The sequence below is a fragment of the Thermopirellula anaerolimosa genome, from assembly GCF_054657335.1.
In genome coordinates this window covers 1,079,895-1,101,238 of record NZ_BAAHYX010000004.1, presented here as the reverse complement: position 1 = coordinate 1,101,238, position 21,344 = coordinate 1,079,895, and the positions used below count along the sequence as shown (strand labels likewise).

General features: G+C 62.7%; 14 protein-coding genes. 10 read left to right on the top strand and 4 right to left on the bottom strand.

Going from position 1 to position 21,344, the window contains the following annotated elements; genetic code table 11:
* The first annotated feature begins 12 nt into the window (after nt 1-12).
* The 10 genes from ACYQ6J_RS04700 to ACYQ6J_RS04655 all read left to right on the top strand — a co-directional run bounded on the left by ACYQ6J_RS04700 (nt 13) and on the right by ACYQ6J_RS04655 (nt 12,916).
* Nucleotides 13-1,161 carry a S1C family serine protease gene (locus tag ACYQ6J_RS04700; RefSeq protein ID WP_460183038.1) on the top strand — a complete coding sequence of 383 codons (1,149 nt, stop codon included), beginning with the start codon at nt 13-15 and terminating at the stop codon, nt 1,159-1,161.
* 158 nt (nt 1,162-1,319) lie between these two features.
* On the top strand, nt 1,320-2,345 hold the full coding sequence (locus ACYQ6J_RS04695; RefSeq protein WP_460183037.1) for a YhdH/YhfP family quinone oxidoreductase: 1,026 nt from the start codon (nt 1,320-1,322) through the stop codon (nt 2,343-2,345).
* 245 nt (nt 2,346-2,590) lie between these two features.
* Entirely contained in the window at nt 2,591-2,893 is a 303-nt protein-coding gene (locus ACYQ6J_RS04690; protein ID WP_460183036.1) for a hypothetical protein, read from the top strand.
* A 97-nt stretch (nt 2,894-2,990) separates the two neighbouring features.
* Nucleotides 2,991-3,572, top strand: a complete 582-nt coding sequence (locus tag ACYQ6J_RS04685; protein WP_460183035.1) for a thermonuclease family protein — start codon at nt 2,991-2,993, stop codon at nt 3,570-3,572.
* A gap of 402 nt (nt 3,573-3,974) precedes the next feature.
* Nucleotides 3,975-5,696, top strand: coding sequence for a sodium:proton antiporter (locus ACYQ6J_RS04680; protein WP_460183034.1), 1,722 nt, complete (start codon nt 3,975-3,977; stop codon nt 5,694-5,696).
* Between the two features lie 404 nt (nt 5,697-6,100).
* Nucleotides 6,101-7,015: an electron transfer flavoprotein subunit beta/FixA family protein gene (locus ACYQ6J_RS04675; RefSeq protein WP_460183033.1), complete on the top strand. Its 915-nt coding sequence runs from the start codon at nt 6,101-6,103 to the stop codon at nt 7,013-7,015.
* 106 nt (nt 7,016-7,121) lie between these two features.
* Nucleotides 7,122-8,153 (top strand): electron transfer flavoprotein subunit alpha/FixB family protein, encoded by a 1,032-nt coding sequence (locus ACYQ6J_RS04670; protein WP_460183032.1) that lies wholly within the window; start codon nt 7,122-7,124, stop codon nt 8,151-8,153.
* A 138-nt stretch (nt 8,154-8,291) separates the two neighbouring features.
* Nucleotides 8,292-10,034, top strand: a complete 1,743-nt coding sequence (locus ACYQ6J_RS04665; protein ID WP_460183031.1) for an acyl-CoA dehydrogenase family protein — start codon at nt 8,292-8,294, stop codon at nt 10,032-10,034.
* 150 nt (nt 10,035-10,184) lie between these two features.
* Nucleotides 10,185-10,955, top strand: coding sequence for an enoyl-ACP reductase FabI (locus ACYQ6J_RS04660; protein ID WP_460183030.1), 771 nt, complete (start codon nt 10,185-10,187; stop codon nt 10,953-10,955).
* A complete protein-coding gene (locus ACYQ6J_RS04655) occupies nt 10,928-12,916 on the top strand; it encodes an ABC-F family ATP-binding cassette domain-containing protein (RefSeq protein ID WP_460183029.1) in 1,989 nt (662 codons plus the stop codon). The genes ACYQ6J_RS04660 and ACYQ6J_RS04655 overlap by 28 nt, the downstream gene beginning before the upstream one ends.
* Nucleotides 12,917-13,039: 123 nt before the next feature.
* Here the strand turns inward: ACYQ6J_RS04655 and ACYQ6J_RS04650 are convergent, their stop codons facing one another.
* The 4 genes from ACYQ6J_RS04650 to ACYQ6J_RS04635 form a co-directional block, all read right to left on the bottom strand.
* Nucleotides 13,040-14,497: a WD40 domain-containing protein gene (locus tag ACYQ6J_RS04650; protein ID WP_460183028.1), complete on the bottom strand. Its 1,458-nt coding sequence runs from the start codon at nt 14,495-14,497 to the stop codon at nt 13,040-13,042.
* 79 nt (nt 14,498-14,576) lie between these two features.
* Nucleotides 14,577-17,153: a DUF1549 domain-containing protein gene (locus tag ACYQ6J_RS04645; protein WP_460183027.1), complete on the bottom strand. Its 2,577-nt coding sequence runs from the start codon at nt 17,151-17,153 to the stop codon at nt 14,577-14,579.
* An 86-nt stretch (nt 17,154-17,239) separates the two neighbouring features.
* Nucleotides 17,240-19,756: a PPC domain-containing protein gene (locus ACYQ6J_RS04640; RefSeq protein WP_460183026.1), complete on the bottom strand. Its 2,517-nt coding sequence runs from the start codon at nt 19,754-19,756 to the stop codon at nt 17,240-17,242.
* A gap of 85 nt (nt 19,757-19,841) precedes the next feature.
* Nucleotides 19,842-21,167, bottom strand: a complete 1,326-nt coding sequence (locus tag ACYQ6J_RS04635) for a DUF1501 domain-containing protein (protein ID WP_460183025.1) — start codon at nt 21,165-21,167, stop codon at nt 19,842-19,844.
* Between the last annotated feature and the right edge of the window lie 177 nt (nt 21,168-21,344).

Sequence of the window (21,344 nt, the reverse complement as noted above, 5' to 3'; positions counted from 1 at the left end):
GGGCGGGTTCCGATGGCCTTGGCTTGGTGTTGCTTGGTTCTCGTCTTCAATGGGCCGGGGGTCTGGGCGCAATCGGCGAGCGGTCGAGCGGCGGTGCCTGCGGCGCTGGAAAAGTACGGACCGTTGAGCGAGGAGACGCGGGCGGAACTGGTTCGCGAACTGTCGGAGAAAGCCGCCGTCTTGGAGGCCCAATCCGCCGTTGTGCGGTTGGTGGCCAAGATCGTGGGACCTGCCGTGGTGCATATCGAAGCCCAGGTGCCGGGTCGCCGAGCCTTGCAGTCGGGCGCGGCCGGACCGGTGGAGGAAGCCGGTTCCGGCATTCTGGTCAAGCTCAGCGACCGTTTGTGCGTCTTGACCAACCGCCACGTGGTGCGAGACGCCGCACCGGACAAAGTGCGCATTCACTTGGCGGATGGTCGTTTGATTCAACCCGCCGAAATTCGCAGCGATCCGGCCACGGACGTCGCCGTGCTCACGGTGGCCGCCCCCAACCTCGTGACCGCCGAAATCGGCAACAGCGACGCGGTGGAGATCGGCGATTTCGTGTTGGCGTTTGGCAGTCCGTTCGGCCTGAGCCACTCCGTGACGTTTGGCATCATCAGCGCCAAGGGACGCCGGGATTTGGACCTGGGCGATTCCAACGTGCGGTTGCAGGATTTCCTTCAGACGGACGCCGCCATCAATCCGGGCAACAGCGGCGGACCGCTGGTCGATCTGCGAGGCCGCATTATCGGCATCAACACGGCCATCGCCAGCAATTCCGGCGGCAATGAGGGAATCGGGTTCGCCATCCCGATCAACACGTTTCTTTGGGTGGCGCGGCAGTTGGTGGAGACCGGCACGGTGCGGCGGGCCTTTTTGGGCGTATCGCTGGACGCACGTTTCGACGCCGCAGCGGCGCAGGCCGCCGGTCTGGATGCGCGCGTGGGAGCACGCGTTGTCACCGTCACGCCGGACTCTCCCGCCGCCGCCGTCGGATTGCAACCCGGCGACGTCATCTTGCGGTTCGACGATCGCGTCGTCGAAGACGATGCCCATCTGGTGTACATGGTCAATACCTCGGAGATCGGCAAGGAGGTGGAACTCCAGGTGTTTCGGGCGGGGCAGGTTTTCTCGGTCAAGACCAAGCTCATTTCGCGACCGGAAGCCGCCGGCTTGTGAGCCGGCTTGTCGCACCGCCACACCGGGCGTCACCCCGAGGCTTTCGGCAATCCGCTTGTCGCGGTGGCCGGTAGATTCCGCCCGGAAGCGGTGTCGGGCCGCCGTGAAGTTACATCAGCCGAAGGAGTCCGACCGTGAGTGAAAGGAATGGCTCATCCATGCGCGCACCGGACTCATTTCGTTGTCTTTGGGTGGAGCGAAAGGAGGACGGCACGATCGTTCGTTCTCTCGTCTTGCGGCCGTTGCGTGATTTGCCGCCGGGAGAGGTTCTGATTCGCACGGCCTACTCGTCGCTGAACTACAAGGACGCCCTGGCCGCGAACGGGCATCCGGGCGTGGTCCGCCGGTTCCCGCATATCCCCGGCGTGGACGCCGCGGGAGCGGTCTCGGAGTGCGAGACGGTCGATTTCGCGCCGGGAGACGCCGTCGTCGTTACCGGTTACGAGATGGGGGCCGGGCGCTGGGGCGGCTATGCTGAATCTGTTCGGGTACCGCGAGAGTGGGTCCTGCCTTTGCCCTCTTCGCTTTCCTGCCTGGATGCGATGACCTACGGCACGGCAGGGTTGACCGCCGCGATGTGCGTCCAGTCGCTCTTGGATCACGGCATCGCGCCGGAGAAAGGCGATGTGGTGGTCACCGGGGCGTCGGGCGGGGTCGGGTGCATCGCGGTCGCCATCCTGGCCAAGCTCGGCTTTCGGGTGACTGCCGTAACGGGAAAACCCCAGGCCGTGCCGCTGTTGACAAGCCTGGGCGCCGCCGAGTTCCTCACGCGGGAGGACGCGCGAGACGAAAGCGAAAAGCCGCTGCTTTCCGGGCGTTGGATCGGCGCCGTGGACACCGTCGGCGGCCAGGTTCTGGCTACCGTCCTGCGTTCGCTGAAGCACGGCGGTTGCGTCGCCGCCTGCGGCGTGGCAGGCGGGCCTCGGTTGGACGTGACGGTCTATCCGTTCATCTTGCGCGGAGTCACGCTGGCTGGCATCGATGCGGCATACGCCCCGGCCGAACTCAAGCTTCGGATGTGGTCGCTGTTGGCCGGACCTTGGCGCGTGGATCGACTTGCCGAATTGCGTCGCGTGGTCGCGCTGGAATCGCTGGAACCGTACTTCGGCGAAATCTTGGCCGGCAACGTGACGGGGCGCGTGGTGGTCGAAATCGGCGGCGCCGGGACTCCTTGTCGCGATTGAATCGCATCGGAACCGACCGCGGCACGCGATTTCCGCTCGTCTCGGTGAGTGCGGAGCTTCTGCGCGGAACGCTCGACAGGCCGCTTGTCAAGCGATAATCAGGCCTCAAGTCGCAAGTCGCCGATCACGAAAAAAGTCGGCGAATTCGCTATTGCTCCCACGTTGTTTCGGCTATTACGATGAACTTGTTGGGGTTAGGGCTCGTGCCGAAACCGGATTAGCCCGGCTTAAAGGGAGAGCGGCCGATGATTCGCTACATGTGCGACCTATGTAAGCGGGAAATCGATCCCGTCAGCGAGACTCGCTACCAGGTGAAAATCGAGATTTCGGCGGCCTTTGATCCGATGGAGGAAGAAGAACCGGACGACCGCGATCACCTGGAAGAGATTCACGATCTCCTCGAACGATTCGAGTCCCAGGACGAAGAGGCCTTCGAACCGGCCCACGTGGTATTGACGTTCGACTTGTGCTCCAAATGCCGCAAGCACTTCTTGCGGAACCCCCTGGGGCGCGGGGCGGTCCGCATGTTCGGCATGAGCGACAATTGAGCCGCATTGCGACGGTCGCCCGATCGCGCTGCTTCCACTCCGTGAGATGGTGAGGCGTCCTGCGGTTCGCTTATCCGCTTTGTTTGGGAGGCCCTTCATGGCGCCCCGTCGTCGCACCGCTCGTCGACCGACCGCGGTGCTCTTTCCACGGTCCCGTCGCCGCTGGTCGCCGGGAACTTGGATCTTGTTGGTCCTGGTGCTGCTCTTGCTGCGACTCTTTTATCGCAGCGGGGAGTCGGTACCGTCCGGGGCGACTGGGACGCTCCAAAGCGGCGAGTACGCGGTCGAGCGCGTCGTGGACGGGGATACGCTGCTATTGGTCGGCGGCCAGCGCGTTCGTCTCTTGGGAATCGACGCGCCGGAGTCGGTGAAGCCGAACAGCCCCGTCGAACCGTTTGGGCCTGAATCCTCGGAGGCCGTACGGGAATACGTTCGGGCGTCGGGTAGTCGCATTCGGCTGGAGACGGAAAACAAGCGGGATAAGTACGGGCGACTGTTGGGGGTGGCCTGGGCCGGCGACGTGTGTATCAACGAGGCCCTGGTGGAGGCCGGTTTGGCTCGCGTGGAAACGCAATACTCTTATCCGCAGGACCTTAAGGCTAAACTCCTCGCGGCGGAGAGAAGGGCCAGGGTTGCTCGCCGCGGGATTTGGGGCCTGGAAAACCCTGCGGATCGCTAGGCACTCTGGCTGTGGCTGTTCCGCTGCGGGCATCACTCGGCCGGCGGCATGGTCGGGCGCGACTGTCTTTAAGCCGGGATCGCGGAGTTCTCCTTTCAAAGCTCACACAAAACGACCGTTCTTTTCGGCATAATCGGATCCGCCGGTGCCTCCCCCCTGCTGGTCGTTAGCGGACGGATCATCAACAATTACGATCTATGTTTTCTTGAGCTTTGCGGCACGGCAACGAGCTTTCCGCCTCCGCACGAGCGCATGTCGCGTTCCGATGCGGAGGAGACGGCGCGCCGATGGCGCGTCATCCTCAGGCCGGTCGCGTTCCGAAGCATTGGGCCGCGCGTCCGTCGGACGTGCACCTTACGGCGGGGATCGCCGCTCAACCTTCCGGCAGACAAGGGAACCGGTATGTCGCACGAACATGTGACGTCTCCTCAGGCTCAAAGGCGGTTGGTTTACGCCTTGGGCGTGTTGTTCGTCGTTTACGCCGCGGCGCTGGCGGCGGGCTGGCCGCAGAAGGCGACGCGATTGATCGTGGAGGCCGAAAGCCACGCGCATCAGGCGGCGGCGACAACGGGCGAGGGCCATCACGGCGAACCGACCGGGGATGTCCAAGGGGAATCTCCGCTCGATGAGTCGGACGCCCAATCGCAGGAGGAGAAGGCGGCGAAGGCCGACGCGCCGGAGTCGGGGCAAGAATCCACGGGCGAAGCGGCCCAGGCGGGCCTCGAAGGGCACGCCGACCACGGAGCGGCGAAAGAGCATCCGCCGTACTGGATGGTCGCCCCGTTTGCGGCACTGCTGCTGGTGATCGCCGTGTTTCCACTCATGCCGTGGACCGAGCACTGGTGGGAAAGCAACCTGCACCGCTTCTACGTGGCGGCGGCGCTTGCTGCCGTGACCTTGGCGTATTACTTGTTCATTTATCCGCATCCGGTGGAGGGGCATTGGCCCGCCCATTACGTGAGCCAACCTTCGCCCTCCGGACTGCATTGGGGCAACACCTGGGCGGTGTTCGCCAACGCCATTCTCGGCGAATACGTGCCGTTTATCGTCCTACTCTTCAGCTTGTACACCATCAGCGGCGGCATCCGAATCGAGGGCGACCTTCGCGCTAAACCGATCGTCAACACCGCCATCATCGCGGTCGGCGGCGTATTGGCCAGTTTTATCGGCACCACGGGCGCGGCGATGCTGCTGATCCGACTCCTCTTGGATACGAATTCCGAACGCAAACACGTCGTGCATACGGTCGTGTTCTTCATTTTCGTCGTGTGCAATTGCGGCGGTTGCTTGCTGCCGATCGGCGATCCGCCGCTGTTTCTGGGATATTTGCGAGGCGTGCCCTTCCTTTGGACCTTCCAATTGTGGAAGGAATGGCTCTTCGTCAACGGTTGTTTGCTGGCCTTCTATTTCCTGTGGGACACGTTCTTCTTCTACCCGCACGAAGCAAAACGCGATTTGGTCGCCGACGCCCAACAGGTCCGCGGTATGCGAATTAGCGGGGTTTGGCCGAACCTGCCGCTACTGATCGGCGTTGTGTTGGCCGTCGCTCTGCTGGATCCGACCAAGGCCATCCCCGGTACGGATTTCCATCCGCCGCTCTACCTCCGCGAGATCGTTCAGTTGGGACTGGTGGCCTTGTCGCTGATTCTGGGCGACGAAGCTTCCCGCCGGGCCAATCAGTTCAATTACGCGGCGATCATCGAAGTGGCGGCGCTGTTCTTCGGAATCTTCATCACCATGCAACCGCCCCTTCAGATCTTGCACGTGGTGGGACCGCAATTGGGTCTGCATTCGCCCGCCCAATTCTTCTGGGCGACCGGGGCCCTGTCGTCGTTCCTCGACAACGCTCCCACGTATGTGGTCTTTTTCGAGACCGCGCGAACGCTGGGGGGGACCGAGTTGGTGCCGCCCGGCAACGGCGTGGACCACGTGCTGCTGGTCGCGGTCAGCTTGGGCGCCGTGTTCATGGGCGCAAACACATACATCGGAAACGGGCCGAATTTTATGGTTCGTGCCATTGCCGAAAAACGCGGCATCAAAATGCCTAGTTTCTTCGGCTACATGATCTACAGCATCTGCATTCTGATTCCGCTGTTCGTTCTGACCACGTTCCTGTTCTTGTAATCCCGGCGGGTCGTCGCGCCGCGGCGGGCAACTGCAAGAATAGGCACCCGGGAGCAAGCTCAGACCATGCTGTCGGGTGGAGCTTAATTACTCGGGCGGGCGGTTTGCTAAGTGCAAATCGCCCGCCCTTTCTGTTCCTGAGGGGGGGCAACTGGTGTTCTGTCTTCCGCTTCGTTACGCTACAATATCCATCTTACCACCGTGGATGACCCGACGGTGGGGTGGGCGACGGATCGTACCGCGGCGGAACCTCGCTCGGCTCGGAAGAATCGCCGTGCGGGGCTTGCCGTTTCGATCTCGCCGACATGGATCGTAGCCGACGCGCAAATCCTCTCTGCCGCGGCGGGTTCGATGTTTCCACGTTTCCGATCCGGCAGGCTCCCTTGCATCGTGGAGAGCGAAAGGTGCCTTACGACATCATCGTTTGCGTGAAGCAGGTTCCGGACACGGCCAATGTGACAGCCGAGGCCATGAAAGAGGACGGCACCGTGAATCGTGCCGCCCTGCCGACGATTTTCAATCCCGAAGACTTGAACGCCTTGGAAGCTGCTCTCGACGCCCGGGATCGGTTCGGGGGAACGGTGACCGCCATCAGCATGGGGCCTCCCAAGGCCGCCGACGTCCTTCGCGACTGTTTGTTTCGGGGGGCCGATCGGGCAATTCTGCTCACGGATCGTCGCGCCGCCGCGAGCGATACCTTGGCCACCAGCTACATTCTCGCCCGAGCCATCGAGACGGTCGGCCGCTACGACATCGTGATGTGCGGCAGACAGGCGATTGACGGCGACACCGCTCAGGTCGGGCCGCAAATCGCGGAGAAGCTGGGCATTCCGCAAGTGACCTACCTGGAAGAACTGGTCAATCTGGACGGGGACCGTGCCCGGGTGCGCCGTAATGTGGGCAACGGTTGGGAATTAGTGGAAGTCCGCCTGCCGGCTTTGATTACCGTGATCGCAACGGCCAATCAACCGCGACCGCCCGCCGCGCGGCGGGTTATGCGCCACAAACGTGCTCGCGTGCCCGCCGAGATCGAGGCCGAGGTCAAGAAGTCCTTGGGTGCCGTTTCGGACGAGGAGATTCAGGACGAAATCGGGCGTCGTACCGAGGAACTGCGCCGTCAAGGCCTGATGATCGAGCAGTGGAATCTGGATGACATTCACGCCGAACTGGACCGTTGCGGGTTGGCAGGCTCGCCGACCAAGGTCTTTCGCGTTCAGGCGATCGTCCTGTCCAAGAAGGGATTCACCGAGATTCCGGCGACCGAGGAAGGCGTGGGGCAACTGATTCACGAACTGATCGTCGAACGCACATTGGGGTGAGGTTGGGGCGGACTTCGGCCGCCGTGAACGGACAAACGCCGTGCGGAGGCCGGGGGGTTATCGTTCCAGGCAACCATCAGTACTTTCCATGAACACGGCAAGCGCCATGATTGATGTCAACCGGCAAGGCGAGGTTTGGGTCTACGCGGAGCAGGAAGACGGTTCGCTGCACGACGTCGTCTTGGAGCTTTGCGGCAAGGCCAGGCAACTGGCCGACACATTGAAAGTTCCGGTGGGAGCGGTCCTGCCGGGGTATCAGGTGCGAGGGCTGGCGAAGAAACTCATCGCCCACGGCGCCGACCGCGTGTATGTGGTTGACGACGCCAAGCTGGCCCACTTTCAGACGCTGCCCTATGCTCGGGTCGTGACGACGTTGGTCGAACGCCATCGGCCGCAGATCGTCATGTACGGCGCGACGCCGCTGGGTCGGGACCTGGCGCCTCGGGTGGCCTCGGCGCTGCGGGCGGGAATGACCGCCGACTGCACCGACCTCCAAATCGGCGACGTGACCGATCCCAAAACCAAGGAGACGCACCGCAACCTGCTTTTGCAGATCCGTCCCGCGTTCGGCGGAAATATCATCGCCACCATCGTCAACTACGATCGTTGGCCGCAGATGGCGACCGTCCGCGAGGGCGTTATGCCCCTGCTTCCCCCCGACCCCGACCGCGACGGCGAGATCGTGGACGAAACGGTGGAGTTGGATGAGTCGCTGTTGGCCTTGCGTCTGTTGGAGAGGCACGTCGAACCGCGAAAGGTGAATCTGAAGGGTGCGCGGGTGATCGTGGCGGGAGGCGGCGGCGTGGGCAGCAAGGAGAACTTTCGCCTCATTCACGAGTTGGCGGGCGCGATCGGAGGGGCGGTCGGCGCCAGCCGCGCGGCCGTGGATGGCGGCTACATCGGCAAGGAGCATCAAATCGGCCAGACGGGGACCACCGTGCGACCGGCGCTGTACATCGCGGCGGGGATTTCCGGAGCGGTGCAGCATCGGGCAGGTATGGAAGAATCCGCCAAGATCATCGCCATCAATACCGATCCCAACGCCCCCATTTTCTCGGTCGCCCATTACGGCATCGTCGGAGATTTGAAGAAGGTCATTCCCATGATGATCAAGGCCTTGCGGGAGAAGCGTCGCTGAGTCGGCGGTAAGCGGTTGGGTGACGCGTGGAAATACATGCCTGCGCGAATCGCCCCCGAATCGGCGTCGCCGGCGCCGGCAAAAGGTGATCGGAGTTCAACCCCAAACCAAACGGGACCCGCTTGAGGGAGAACCACCGTGGGTAACTTTTTCCTGGATAACGACGATATTCGATTCCTCTTCGATCATATCGACTTGCGCGAGGTGGCCGAGGCGCAGGAGGCGTACGCCCTGAACGGCGACGCCGATTACGTGCCCACCGACGCCGAAGACGCCGTGGACAACTATCGGCGCGTCTTGGAGATCGTAGGCCAAGTCGCCGCCGACGTCATCGCGCCAAATGCCGAGACCGTCGATCGAGAAGGGAATACGCTCAACGAGGACGGGACCGTCACGCTGCATCCCCTGGTCCGCGAGAATCTGCGGCGCATGGCTCAGGCGGATTTGATGGGCTTCACGCTGCCGAGGAAATACGGCGGGTTGAATTGCCCGAACATCATTTACACCATGGCCACCGAGATCGTCAGTCGGGCGGATGCCTCGTTCATGAATCTGTTCGGCTTGCAAGGGATCGCCGAGACGATCAACGCGTTCGCCGACGAAGGTATCAAAGACGAAGTCTTGCCCCGTTTCGCATACGGGGAGGTGACCGGCGCCATGGTGCTGACGGAACCGGACGCCGGCAGCGACTTGCAGGCCGTACGGCTTCGCGCTTATCAGGACGAGCAAGGCGTTTGGCGATTGAACGGGGTCAAGCGGTTCATCACCAACGGTTGCGGCGAGATCCTGCTGGTCTTGGCGCGGAGCGAACCGGAAATTCACGACGGTCGGGGATTGAGTCTCTTCATCACGGAGCGGTGCGAGAGCGTCCGCGTCCGGCACCTGGAGGAAAAGCTGGGCATCCACGGTTCGCCGACGTGCGAATTGGTTTTCGAGGATACGCCCGCGCGGCTGATCGGCGAGCGTCAACGGGGTTTGATCACGTACGTCATGGCGCTCATGAACGGCGCTCGGGTGGGAATCGCGGCGCAGTCGCTGGGCATCGCGGAGGCGGCCTTCCGTTTGGCTCGCATCTACGCCCATACGCGGCAACAGTTCGGCGTGCCCATCGAACGCCTGCCGGCGGTGGCGGAGTTGGTGACGGAGATGAAGATCGCGGTGGAGGCCGCCCGCGCCCTGACTTACGAAACCAGTCGCATCTGCGATTTCGAAAACAACAACTTGCGCATCTTGGAAACCGTCAAAGATTTACCGGCAGACGAACAGAAGCGGCGCAAGCAACTCAGTCGCACGCTCAAGCGCGTCAACGGCATGCTGACGCCCATGAGCAAGTACTACGCGTCCGAAATGTGCGTCCAGGTTTCGAACGACGCGATCCAGGTTCTCGGCGGGTCGGGCTACATGAAGGATTACGCGGCGGAGCGTTACCTGCGAGATGCCCGCATCACAACGATCTACGAAGGAACCAGCCAGTTGCAGATCGTGGCCGCGGTTCGCGGCGTGGCCTCGGGATCCTTCGAGAGCTATACGGCCGATCATGAAGCCAAGGTGTACGACGACCCGCAACTCGAAGAGTTGAAGCAACGACTGATCGAGGGTCGCAAACGGATTCAAGAGGCGGTTCAGTTCGCCAAGTCGCAGGCGACGGCGTTCTTGGATCTGGCCGGGCGACGCCTCGTCGATTCCGCGATCATCGTAATCGTGGGGCATCTGCTGTTGGGGCAGGCTGCCGCCAATGATCGCAAGCGCCGGGTGGCTCGGCGGTTCATCGACACGCGCATGCCCTTGTTGGAGACGTATTGCCGCCAAATCATGAGCGGCGACACGTCGCCCTTGGATGAATACGACGTTCTGGCAGGGCCGGTCCCGTCCGCGGCTTGAGACGCGGCGGCGCGAGTCGGCAGCGCGGTCGGGCGGCGGAAGGTTTGGGAGTTGTCGGCGAGAATGACGCTTCCGCCGGGCGCGGCCGCGTATAATTAGCATTCCGAGCGACGGGTACCGTGCGCGGCCGTTTCGAGGATTAATCGAACGATGGCGATGATGAAAGACAAAGTCGGTTTGATCATGGGCGTGGCGAACGATCGCAGCATCGCATGGGCGATCGCCGAACGATTGCACGCCGGGGGCGCCGAGTTGATCTATACCCATTTGCCGGGTCCGTCCAGCGAACGCCGCGTCAAGCGTCTGGTGGAATCGCACGAACCCAAATTGGTGCTTCCGTGCGACGTCCAATCGGACGACAATATCGCCGAGGTCTTCACGGCGATCGACGACGCCTATGGGCGACTCGATTTCGTCTTGCACGCGATCGCCTTCGCTCCGCCGTCGGAGCTTCGCAATCCGTACTTCGAGACGACGCGCGAAGGCTGGCATTTGGCGATGGACATCTCGGCCTACAGCCTGGTCGCCGTCAGTCGCGCGGCCAAACCGCTCATGGAGAACGGCGGTTCCATCGTGACCATCAGCTACTTCGGCGGTGAAAAGGTCATGCCGGGCTACAACCTGATGGGCGTGTGCAAGGCCGCCTTGGAGCACAGCGTTCGCTACTTGGCCTGGGACTTGGGGCCGAGCAGGATTCGCGTCAACGCCATCAGCGCCGGGCCCGTGCGGACGCTCAGTTCGGCGGGCATCTCGGGCTTCGACGAAATGCAGCGGCATGCCGCCGAAAAAAGTCCCCTCCGTCGAAACGTCGAGTTCGAGGAATTGGCCGGCGTCGGCCTGTTCCTGCTGGGGTCCGATTCTTCGGGGATCACGGGCGAGATCGTGCACGTCGATTGCGGTTACAACATCGTGGGCTTGTGACGGGCGGAAACGGCCCGAATCTCCCTTCCGCCATGCTGCTCGTTCACATCGAAGGTCTTCGTAAGCGATACGGCCCCGAGGCGGTCTTGGACGGTGTGAACCTCGACGTCTTCGCCGGGCGGAGGATCGGCCTGGTAGGCCCCAACGGCGCCGGCAAGACGACGCTTCTGCGGATTATCGCCGGGCAAGAGGAGGGCGACGGCGGGGTCTGCGAACCGGTGGGATCGCCGCGGATCGGGTATTTGGAGCAACACCCTCGCTTCGAACCGGGTCGCACCGTGCGGCAGGAGGCCGCCGCAGCGCTCGCGCCGCTCTATCGCCTTCAGCGCGAAGCCGAAGAGACCGCCGCTCGGCTTTCCTGTCCGATGCCGGAGGAAGAACATCGCCGTTGGGCCGCCCGATTCGATTTCCTCCAACAGGAACTTCACCGCCTGGACGCGTATCACCTCGAGCACAAGATCGAGCGGGTTCTGGAGGGCTTGGGCTTCACGCCGGCCATGTTCGAGCAGGAGGCGGCCCGACTCAGCGGCGGCGAGCAAAACCGCCTGGTTCTGGCGCAGCTTCTCTTGGCCGAACCGGACTTGATGCTGCTGGACGAGCCTTCCAATCACCTCGACATCGACGCGACGCGGTGGCTGGAGGGGTTCCTGGCTGAGCACCGGGCTGCGATGATCATCGTCAGCCACGATCGCTTTTTCCTGGATCGCGTCACCAATTACACGGCCGAGCTTTTCCGCGGGACCGTGGAATGCTATGCGGGCAACTTCTCGGCGTACCTCAAGCACAAAGAGGAACGCCTGTTGGTGGCCAAGCGGACGTACGCCAAGCAACAAGAGGAGATCGCCAAGGCCGAGGAATTCATCCGGCGCCACCACTACGGCCAAAAAGCGGCACAGGCCCAAGACCGGCGCAAGAAGTTGGAACGCATCGAGTTGGTGCCGCCGCCGCGGGAGATCCAGGCCCCGCCCATCGCTTTCACGCCCGCCGAACGCAGCGGCGACGTCGTTTTGCGTGTGGAAAACCTGGGCAAATCGTTCGGCAAGCCGCTTTTCCGCGGGTTGAGTTTCGAGATCGCCCGGGGCGAACACTGGGGAATTCTGGGGCCGAACGGTTGCGGCAAGACCACACTGCTGAAGTGCCTGTTGGGGCGGATCGCTCCCGACGAAGGCCGAATCATCCGCGGGCACAACGTCGAAATCGGCTACTTCGATCAGCACTTGGAGGACTGGGACGAGAACCTGCCCGCCGTGGACGCCGTGCTCACCACCGACACCGTGAACGCGGATTTGGTGGAACAGCGCCGTCGTGATTTGCTGGCCAAGTTTGGCATCACGCAAGATCGGGCGCTGCGACCGCTATGCCAACTGAGCGGCGGAGAACGTTGCCGCGTGGCCCTGGCGCGGTTGACCGCCGCCAAAGCCAACTTTCTGGTGCTGGACGAACCGACCAACCATTTGGACCTTTGGGCGAGGGCGGCGTTGGAAAAAGCCCTCGGACGATTCGACGGGACCGTGCTCTTCGTCAGCCACGACCGCTACTTCATCGACCAAGTCGCCGACCACCTGTTGGTGTTCGAGGGCGATCGGGTCCGGGTGGTATACGGCAATTACTCGTCTTACGCGTTTGCTGCGGAGTCGGCGTCTGTTGACGCCGGGGCGAAAACGGGGGTCGCCGCCGACCGCGAGTCGCACGAGTCGGGCCGAGGCCGCGCTTCCCGCTCCGACGGCGAAGGGCCGGCCAAACGCAAGCGACGATTCCCCTATCGCAAGGTCGAGGATATCGAGCGCGATATTTTGGAGCATGAGAATCGCGTCCAAGAGATACATCAAGAGTTGGCCTTGCCCGAAACCCATCGCAACGGGGAACGCGTCAAGCAACTGAAATCGGACCTGGACGAATTGGCGGAGAAGCTGCAAAGGCTCTACGCCCATTGGGAAGAGGCGGTCGAACTCAATACCTGAAACCTGCCGACTCGGCCGCTTCGCAGTTCAGAGACCGGCGCGCGAGTGCGAACGCTACCTCGAATAAGGATGCACTCACGGCATTGCCGGCGTTCGAGGTGACGCGTATCGGCGGACGCGAGCCTATTGCGGGGCTGCGGGGTTGGTCGCCAATTTCGCCAGTTCCTTGCCGTCCTCCGCATTCCACAGGATGAAATCGCCGGCAAAGTCGCCGACCGCTACGCGGGCATTGTCGTGCGAGACGGTGACAACCATGGCCAAGTCGGGCAAGGGGCCGAATTGCCGAAGCTGTTTGCCGGATGCGTCCCAGGTCTTGCAAAGACGATCCCGACCGCAGGTGGCAAGGCGACCGTCGCGGAAGAACTCGACGGCGGTCACGCCGTCGGCGTGGGCGTTGATGGCGCGAACTTGACGCCCGCGCTCCATTTCCCATAACCGTACGGAACCGTCTTGTCCGGCAGTGGCGAGAAGGTTGGAGTCGGACCGCCAACTCAGATCGTTGACCATGGCGGAATGGCCGGCCAAGGTCTGATACTCCCGGCCCGTGTCGGCCTCCCAGACCGATACGCCGCCGCTGCGATCCGCCGTAGCGAGCAGGACGCCGTCCGGGCTGAATTCCAGGGCGGTCACCCAGTCGGTGTGCTTTTTGATCGAGTAGACTTCGTTTCCCTCGGCGGTGTCGTACACTCGGACGGTCTTTTGCGGACCGCCGAGGGCGACAAGCTTGTTGTCGGGCGAGATGTCGGCGGCCAGGACGACGTCCAATTCGTCGCCCAACTCCGCCAGACGGTTGCCCGTCTTGACGTCGAAGAGCACGACCAAACCGCGGAGGGCGGCCTTGCCGCCGCCGACCAGCAGGATGGAACCGGCCCGATTGAACTTAATGACATGGGGCGTGCCCTCGGGAAAGGGCAGGATTCCCAATAGCTCCCCGGATTCGTTGTTGTACAGCACGACTTGGTGCTGTCCGGCTACGGCGGTGAGGGGCGCCCAGGGGGCGGACGCCGCCGCTGTGACGGCGCCGGGTCGGGCCGTGGTGGTCACCGGCGCTTTCGGAAGATTCTCCGGCATGATCGGCGTGCCCTGCGGTTGATCGCCCACGGCCAAAGACAAATCCATCTGGTTTTTCGGCTTGGCGGCGGTGGAACCGGCATCCTTCAAAGCCCCGCCCTCGATCCAACGTTTGATGAGGGACAGTTTTTCGTCCGGCAAGCGATCCGCATTGGGCGGCATGAAGGGCTGCTCGCTGTGGCTAACGAGCATGTAAAGGTATGAGTTTTCTGCGTCTCCCGGTTCGACCGCCGGTCCGGAAGCCCCGCCCGCCATCAAGTTCTCGTAGTTGTCCAACTTGAGATCGTTTTGGGCGCGGTTCTGATTGTGGCAGAGGAAGCAATGCTCGCGGAGAATGGGACGCACGTGATCCGCATACGTGATTCTTTCCAACGCCGCGGCGTCGCCCTCCGCCGCGATCGCCGGGCGATTGGGTATTGCCGCCAAGGCGAACACCGACAGGGCAACCGGCGCGATGCATCGGGCAATCCGCCAAGAACCGCGTTTTCGGCGATGAAATAAAGCGTGCATGGTTGTCGTCCTCTTGCTGTCCGCGGACGATCCGCCGGCGATGGGTTGGTTCATATGAGGCGTCGAAACTCGTTTTGCTTCAGTGATTGAAGACGAATTCTCGGGAGTTCAATACGGCCCAAAAGACGTCTTCCAGGCCTTGCCGCGGGTTGGCCGCCGAAGCGATGATCTCGGCAAGCTTCGCCTTTTCCTCGGCGGTGGGTTCCCGACTGAATGCCCTGATGTAGAGCGAGGATACGACTTCCTCCGGGGTTTTTCCGGCATCCAGCAGGCGCGCGATCAAACCGCCCTGCCGTATCTTGGTCTCGACGGTCTGGCCGTTGATCAGGTGCAGGGCTTGCGACAAGGTGGGGGATGTCTTCACGTCGCAGGCACACACCGATTCGCGCGACGAACGCCCAAAGGTGGTCAGGAAGTAATTCGATGTGGCGCCGTCCGCGATCTGCACGGCGCGAGCGCCCAACGGCAGGCCGCGAAACTTCTCCTGGGTTTCGGTCACCTGATTGATGCAATCGAGGAGCATTTCGGCCTGAATGCGCCGGGGGATGGCCCTCGCGAAGTTGCGCGTATCTTCGATGTTGGAGGAATTGCTCTCCAGCGAACGTTGATAGGTGTTGGAATTGCAAATGTCGCGGACCAGTCGCTTGAAGTCGAAATCATACTCGACGAGCTTGCGGCCCAAGGCTTCGTAGAGTTCAGGATTGGACGGGGGATTGCTGACGCGAACGTCGTCCACCGGCTCCACGATGCCGATGCCGAAGAAATGGGCCCAAATGCGATTGCCGAGGTTGACGGCGAAGAAGGGGTTCTCCGGCGAGGTGAGCCACTCCGCCAAGAGTTCCCGGCGATCCTTGCCGGCAGTGTCCGGTTCGTCGCCTCCCAGAAACTTCGGCTTCATCACGCGATTGCCCACGGGATGGCGGACCTCGCCGTTGCCGCGGTTGAAGACGATGGTTTCGCGGTAATCTTCGCCCGTCTTCCGACCAATCTGGGCAAAGAACGCGGCGAAACCGTAGTAGTCGTCCATCGTCCAGCGATCGAAGGGGTGATTGTGGCATTGAGCGCACTGAATGCGGACGCCCATGAATAGCTGCGCCACATTCTCGGTCGTTTTCAGGGTGTCGGTTTCGACCTGATAGAAATTCGTGGCTGGATTGCGAAAAGTCCCGCCGCTTGCCGCGAGCATCTCGCGAAAGAGCACATTGACGGGGGTGTTCTTGGCGATGCCTTCCGTCAGCCACTGGTTGTACAGAAAAGCGGACTTAACGCTGACCGTGTTGCTGGAACGAATCATCAGCAATTCGGCCCACTTCATTCCCCAGATTTCCGCGAATTCCTTCCGTTCCAACAGGCGGTCGATGATCTTGGCCCGCTTGTCCGGGGAGGTATCGGCCGTGAATTCACGCCACTCTTCTTCCGTCGGCAGTCGGCCCACAATATCCAGCGTGACGCGGCGGAGGAACGTGGCGTCGTCGCAGATCGGACTGGGGGTGATCCGAAGCTTGGCGAGTTTGGCGAGGACCAATTCGTCGATGTAATTGGCGGGTTGCTCTTGCGGCGGCGTGTATTGCAGGTCCGCGGGCAGCACCAGCACCTGCGAAGCGACGGTCTTGCCTTCGAAACGGGCCAAGACAAAGGCTTCGCCTCGCTTTCCGGCGGTCACGCGACCGTCCGGGGTGACGGCGGCGGAGTTGTCGTTGTTGGAAATGAACGTCGCCCAATTCGTGACGTCGCGGTCCGTGCCGTCGGAGTACTTGGCCCTTGCGACCAGATGTTGCTCGGCGCCGCTTCCCTCCAGCACCGAAGCAGGCGGATAGACCTCCAACCCGACGACTTTGGGAGCTTGGTCGCCGTCGTAGGGCGCGCCCGCCTTGAGCCAGTCGACCAGCACGCGGTAGGATTCGCTGTCGGTTTCGAATCGCTTGCCGCCGGTGTGCGGCACGGCGCCCACCGCCTTTTGGACCAACAGCGATTCCTCCGGGATGGCCAAATTGATGCGGCGGAACGGAAGTTCCCGGGTGATGCGGAAGTGGTCGCCCGCAGGGTCGTAACCGAAGAGCGAAAGCCGGAATCCGTCCTTGCCCCGCGCTGCGCCGTGACAACCGCCCGTATTGCAACCGGCACGCGAGAACGACGGCATCACGTCGAGCATGAAGCTGACGGACGGTTTGGCCGTCGCGTTTTGCACGAACACCGGTATCGACACCTCCTGATCGGCGTAACGAACGATCAGAGTGGTTTGGCCGTCGGCGACCGGCACGATGCGATTTCCGTCGACGGTAGCCACGGCGGCATTGGCGATCTGCTTCTCGGCGGTCGCGGTGATATCTTGAGTGACCCCGTCCGGTCGAACCGCCATGACGATGAACGACTGGTGATCCAGTCCGTTGTCCAAGCGAATATCCGGGGGATAGCAGCGAATTTGCACGTTCGCGGGGCTAACCGGTTGCTCTTGCGCCGCCGCGGCGAAAGCCCCCAACGCCGCGGAAAGAAGCACGAAGACTCCGGCAAAACGATGAGGCCGCGACCGGTCCCAACCGCCGGTCCGCGAACGACGTGCTCCGATCTTTGCAAGGATGGGAGACAGGAATGCATCCGACCGGCCACGACCTTGGGCCGCGTCGCGGGATGTCGGAAAGCCGGGGGTGGCGATCATGACGAAAACCTCGTCTGGTTATGAGGGAGCCTTGGTTATCGGCGACGGTTTGGGGATGTCGGACTGGAATCCACTTAAAACGCAGTTCATTGGGCAGTTGCCGCAGCCTGCCGTCTTTGTCGCAGTTGTTCGAGACGACTAAGGGCGGGCGCTGCCGGTTGCGGGTTCGGTTGCGCCACCGGCGGAGCATCGGCCTTGGGCGGGGCCGGCTTTTGAATGACCAACTCGCCCGGACCGAACAGGTGCTCGATCGGTTCGCCGTCCACGGTCACGACCGAGACGCAGCGCAGCGATTTGTGTTGTCCCGGCGGACTGTCCGCCGACGTTTGCAAAGCAAACTTCAGCTCGGTGGTATCTTTCGTCAGTTTCTGCGGTTCTGCCGTCACGCCCGGGGGCAAGCCGACCAACTCCGCGGTGGCTTCGCCCGGAAACTCCCGCGCGACCTGAACGCGGACCACGTAGGGACCGCCCTGGCCTTGCTCCAATGCCATGCTGGGAAACTCGAACGCGAAGAAGGGCGCGGCGATCTCCAAATCGGCCAATTGCGTGGAGACGGTGACCGTCCCGTTACCGACGTCCGCCGTACCCAAGACGGCGACCTTGTAGCGACCGACGGCGGCCTGAGGCGTCGCGGTGATCGGCACGGCGACCTCGTTGACATCGCCGGGCAGGGTGACAGTGGTGGGCGTGGACAGCCCGGGCGGATTGTACAGCATTTGCAGTTGGATGGGGGCCTTGAAGCCCTCGTTCCGCTTGGCCGCGACCTTCAACCGCATCGTGCCCCCTTGCACGATGGGGACCTTGGGTTGAACGATTTCCAGGGAAAAAGGGGCAGGTGCCGTAACGGCGGCGGCGCATCGATCCGCCGTGTAATTCCAGATTTCGCGGTCGTTTTGTCCGCGAATCAGCGAGGTCCGCTGCCGCAGGCGTCCTTCCACGGTTCGATCCCCTAGCGTCGATCGCCCGATCAGCTCCACCAGTCGCCCGTTCGGTTCGGCCAACTCGTCCGCCGAGATCAGCACCGGGACGGCGCCGACCCCTGCCGGGATGTTTTCCGCTTGGACGGACATCCCGCCGGGCAGTTCGCCGAATTGCAGCACGGTTTCGGCGTCGAAGTCGATCCGTTGGGCGGCGACCATCATGGCCAAGCGGTTGCCGCGGGGAACGGCTACGGTGATATCCTGGAAGACCTCCCGCTCGGGAAGGGACAAGACGATTTGCGGTTGCACCGGCGTCACCTCCACGCAGTAAACGTGGTCCGGCCCGCCATCCAAGAGTTGATCCTGGATCGACAGCACATAATCGCCGTCATCGGGGGCGGTAAAGCGAATCTGGCTGTCCGGGCCGACGGCGTCATCGTTTCCCGCCACGCCTTGACCCGTCGCCCGCGATATGTTCAACACCGAATCCAAGGGGCTTCGCAATTCGCGAGCATAGACGCGGACATCCCAAACCTCGCCTTTTTTGGCCGAAAAGCGAAAGCGATCCCGGTCGCCGGGAGCGCCGATCCTGCCGCACAGAACGCACGGCGCGGTGAAAGCCGTGGCCTGGTCGAAGGACTCATTCGGCTCGACTTCGAGGACGCGATCCCAACCGCTGACGCGAACCCAATTCGGCGACGGCGACAGTCGGGACTCCTGCTCGGCGAAGACGGGCACGGTTCCGGCGGCGTCGCTCGGCAGGGAGACCTCTTGCTGCCAAGTTCGCCCGGCACCGTCGCGGCATTCGAGCGTGAGCGTTTCGCCGGGTTTGGCCGCCGTGGGGAATACCGCCGTGGGCCTCGGGAAACTCCCCACGTGCAGGCGATAACGACACGCTTCGGAACCGCCGAAGGCACTTTCGCGCAGCTCGATGAAATACGGTCCGTCCGCGGGTAAGGTGACCGAGAGACAGGCATCTTGCCGCGTCACGGGATTGTCATCGACGGCGGCTAGCACAAAGCGACGTTCGTCGGTCACCGCGAGATAGGGGTCGAAGAACGACTCTCCCAGACGTAGACCTTCCACCTCGACGCTGAGCACGTCGCCTGCCTTGCCATCGACGCGAAAGTAGTCCACGTCCTCATTCAAGACCACGCCATGAACCGTTACATTCCAAGGAATGCTTTGCGCCTCCTCCGGTTTGCCGTTCGGTTCGGTTTCGTCGACGATGGGTAAGGATCCTACCGCAACCGTGATCAGGTTGCTGATGCCGGTTGCGGTGCGAAGCCGCAGGCCGAGGTCGCCTATGGCGCAGTCCGGGGCGACGGACAACCGCAACTTGACGCGACCCGCCGATTCCGCCGACAGACTTTGCACGGTGATGCCCGGCTTGTAAAACAAAACCTCTTGAGCGTCATCCAATCGCGTTCCTTCGAGGATCAGATCGGTTTCGACGCCTCGGGTAACGCCCTGAGGGATGGCACGCCGCAAAACGGGGGCGGCGGCCCAAAGGTCGGCCCCCGCCGTGGCCATTACCGCTGCGGCGACACCGAGTAGGCCTCGCAGCAGTCGCGCGAAACGGCAAGGGAGGTGTGCCGTTGCCGAAGCGGCGGACGGGGCGTGATCGGCCGCGCGGCAGGGCAAGGTGTCCTGAATCGACGGGTAGCGTTCGCGGCAAAACATGGCGGGACCTCTTGGAAGCTTTGCAGTGAAATAGGAGGACGGCGCCGGGGTTGCCGGGGCGCCGCCTCCTTGCGTGCGAGAGAACTCAGGCCAGGATGGATCGCCGCACGTCGCCTTCGGCGGGAACGATGGCCTGCGGACGTCCGCCCGGAGCCATGAGCAACTTGCGGGGATCGACGCCCAGCAGGTGGTATAGCGTGGCGAAGAGGTCGGCCGGATTCATGGCGTCCGAATCCGGTTCCGCCGCCGTCGCGTCCGAGGCTCCGTGGATGCAGCCGCGCTGAATCCCGCCGCCGGCCAGGACGATGCTGAATACGCGGGGCCAGTGGTCGCGACCGGCGTCGCCGTTGACCTTCGGCGTGCGGCCGAACTCCGTGGACAACATCACGATCACCTCGTCGAGCAACCCTCGCGAATCGAGGTCTTGAATCAGCGCGGCGAAGGCTTGGTCGAAGGCCGGCATCAAGCGTCGGGTGCCGTCCACGATGCCGCGATGGAAGTCCCATCCGCCGTAGGAGACGGTCACGACGCGGACGCCTGCCTCCACCAATCGTCGCGCCATCAGCAGACGTTGTCCCGCCTCGTTGCGACCGTAACGGTCCCGCAGTTCGGCCGGCTCGGCCTCCAAATTGAACGCCTCACGCGCAGACTGGGAACTGAGCAAGTCGTAGGCGGCCTGATAGAAACTATCCATGGCATCCACGGCATCGGCCTTTTCCAGGGAAGCGAAATGGGCGTTCACGGCGTCGAGGGCGGTGCGACGGCGTGTGAATCGGGCCTCGTCTACGTCCGCCGGAAGACTCAAGTCGCGGACGCGAAAACCCTGCCGTGCCGGGTCGCTGCCAAGACTGAACGGACCAAAGGCGCTACCCAGATAGCCCGTCCCGGCGAAGGGATCGGGTTGATTGGGGATGCAAACGTAAGGAGGCAAGCTGGCTTGCGAGCCGAGTTCGTGGCTCACGACGCTTCCCAAGGACGGATAAACCAAGGCCGGACTGGGCCGATAGCCGGTAAACATATTGTGCGTTCCGCGTTCGTGCGCCGCCTCGCCGTGCGACATCGAACGAACGACGGTGATCTTGTCCGCGATTTCAGCGATCTTGGGAACGGTTTCGCTGAAGACCACGCCCGGCAGTTTGGTTTTGGTCACGCCGAAGGAACCGCGATATTCCAACGGGGCGTAGGGCTTGGGGTCGAAAGATTCCTGTTGGGCCATGCCGCCCGGCAAAAAGATGTGAATGATGCCCTTCGCCTTACCGGACGTTTCCGGCACATTCTCGTCGGCCGCGGTGGTGCCAGCCCGAAGCAAATCGCCGAGGGTGATGCCCAGCATCCCCAAGGCGCCGAGCGTCAAGAACTCGCGGCGACTGGAACCGAAAAACGGATTTCCCTTACAAGGTGACCGTTCCATAAGAGCCTCCCAAATGAAAAACGCGTGGGGGTGGGTAGCAAGGCGGAAAGAATCGGCGCGACGGGACGAATCCGCCTGAATCGCCTGAATCGGAGAGAAAGCCGACCCCGCCGATCGACCAACCGGCCTGAAAACGATTCCGACCAAGCGTCCTCGGAGTTGTAGGGTGCGGCATGG

What these genes read in the sequence shown, in the direction of transcription:
- ACYQ6J_RS04670 (WP_460183032.1), top strand. Translation starts at nt 7,122, where the DNA reads ATGATTGATGTCAACCGGCAAGGCGAGGTTTGGGTCTACGCGGAGCAG.
- ACYQ6J_RS04660 (WP_460183030.1), top strand. Translation starts at nt 10,185, where the DNA reads ATGGCGATGATGAAAGACAAAGTCGGTTTGATCATGGGCGTGGCGAAC.
- ACYQ6J_RS04635 (WP_460183025.1), bottom strand. Translation starts at nt 21,167, where the DNA reads ATGGAACGGTCACCTTGTAAGGGAAATCCGTTTTTCGGTTCCAGTCGC.
- ACYQ6J_RS04690 (WP_460183036.1), top strand. Translation starts at nt 2,591, where the DNA reads ATGATTCGCTACATGTGCGACCTATGTAAGCGGGAAATCGATCCCGTC.
- ACYQ6J_RS04695 (WP_460183037.1), top strand. Translation starts at nt 1,320, where the DNA reads ATGCGCGCACCGGACTCATTTCGTTGTCTTTGGGTGGAGCGAAAGGAG.
- ACYQ6J_RS04685 (WP_460183035.1), top strand. Translation starts at nt 2,991, where the DNA reads ATGGCGCCCCGTCGTCGCACCGCTCGTCGACCGACCGCGGTGCTCTTT.
- ACYQ6J_RS04650 (WP_460183028.1), bottom strand. Translation starts at nt 14,497, where the DNA reads ATGCACGCTTTATTTCATCGCCGAAAACGCGGTTCTTGGCGGATTGCC.
- ACYQ6J_RS04680 (WP_460183034.1), top strand. Translation starts at nt 3,975, where the DNA reads ATGTCGCACGAACATGTGACGTCTCCTCAGGCTCAAAGGCGGTTGGTT.
- ACYQ6J_RS04700 (WP_460183038.1), top strand. Translation starts at nt 13, where the DNA reads ATGGCCTTGGCTTGGTGTTGCTTGGTTCTCGTCTTCAATGGGCCGGGG.
- ACYQ6J_RS04645 (WP_460183027.1), bottom strand. Translation starts at nt 17,153, where the DNA reads ATGATCGCCACCCCCGGCTTTCCGACATCCCGCGACGCGGCCCAAGGT.
- ACYQ6J_RS04640 (WP_460183026.1), bottom strand. Translation starts at nt 19,756, where the DNA reads ATGTTTTGCCGCGAACGCTACCCGTCGATTCAGGACACCTTGCCCTGC.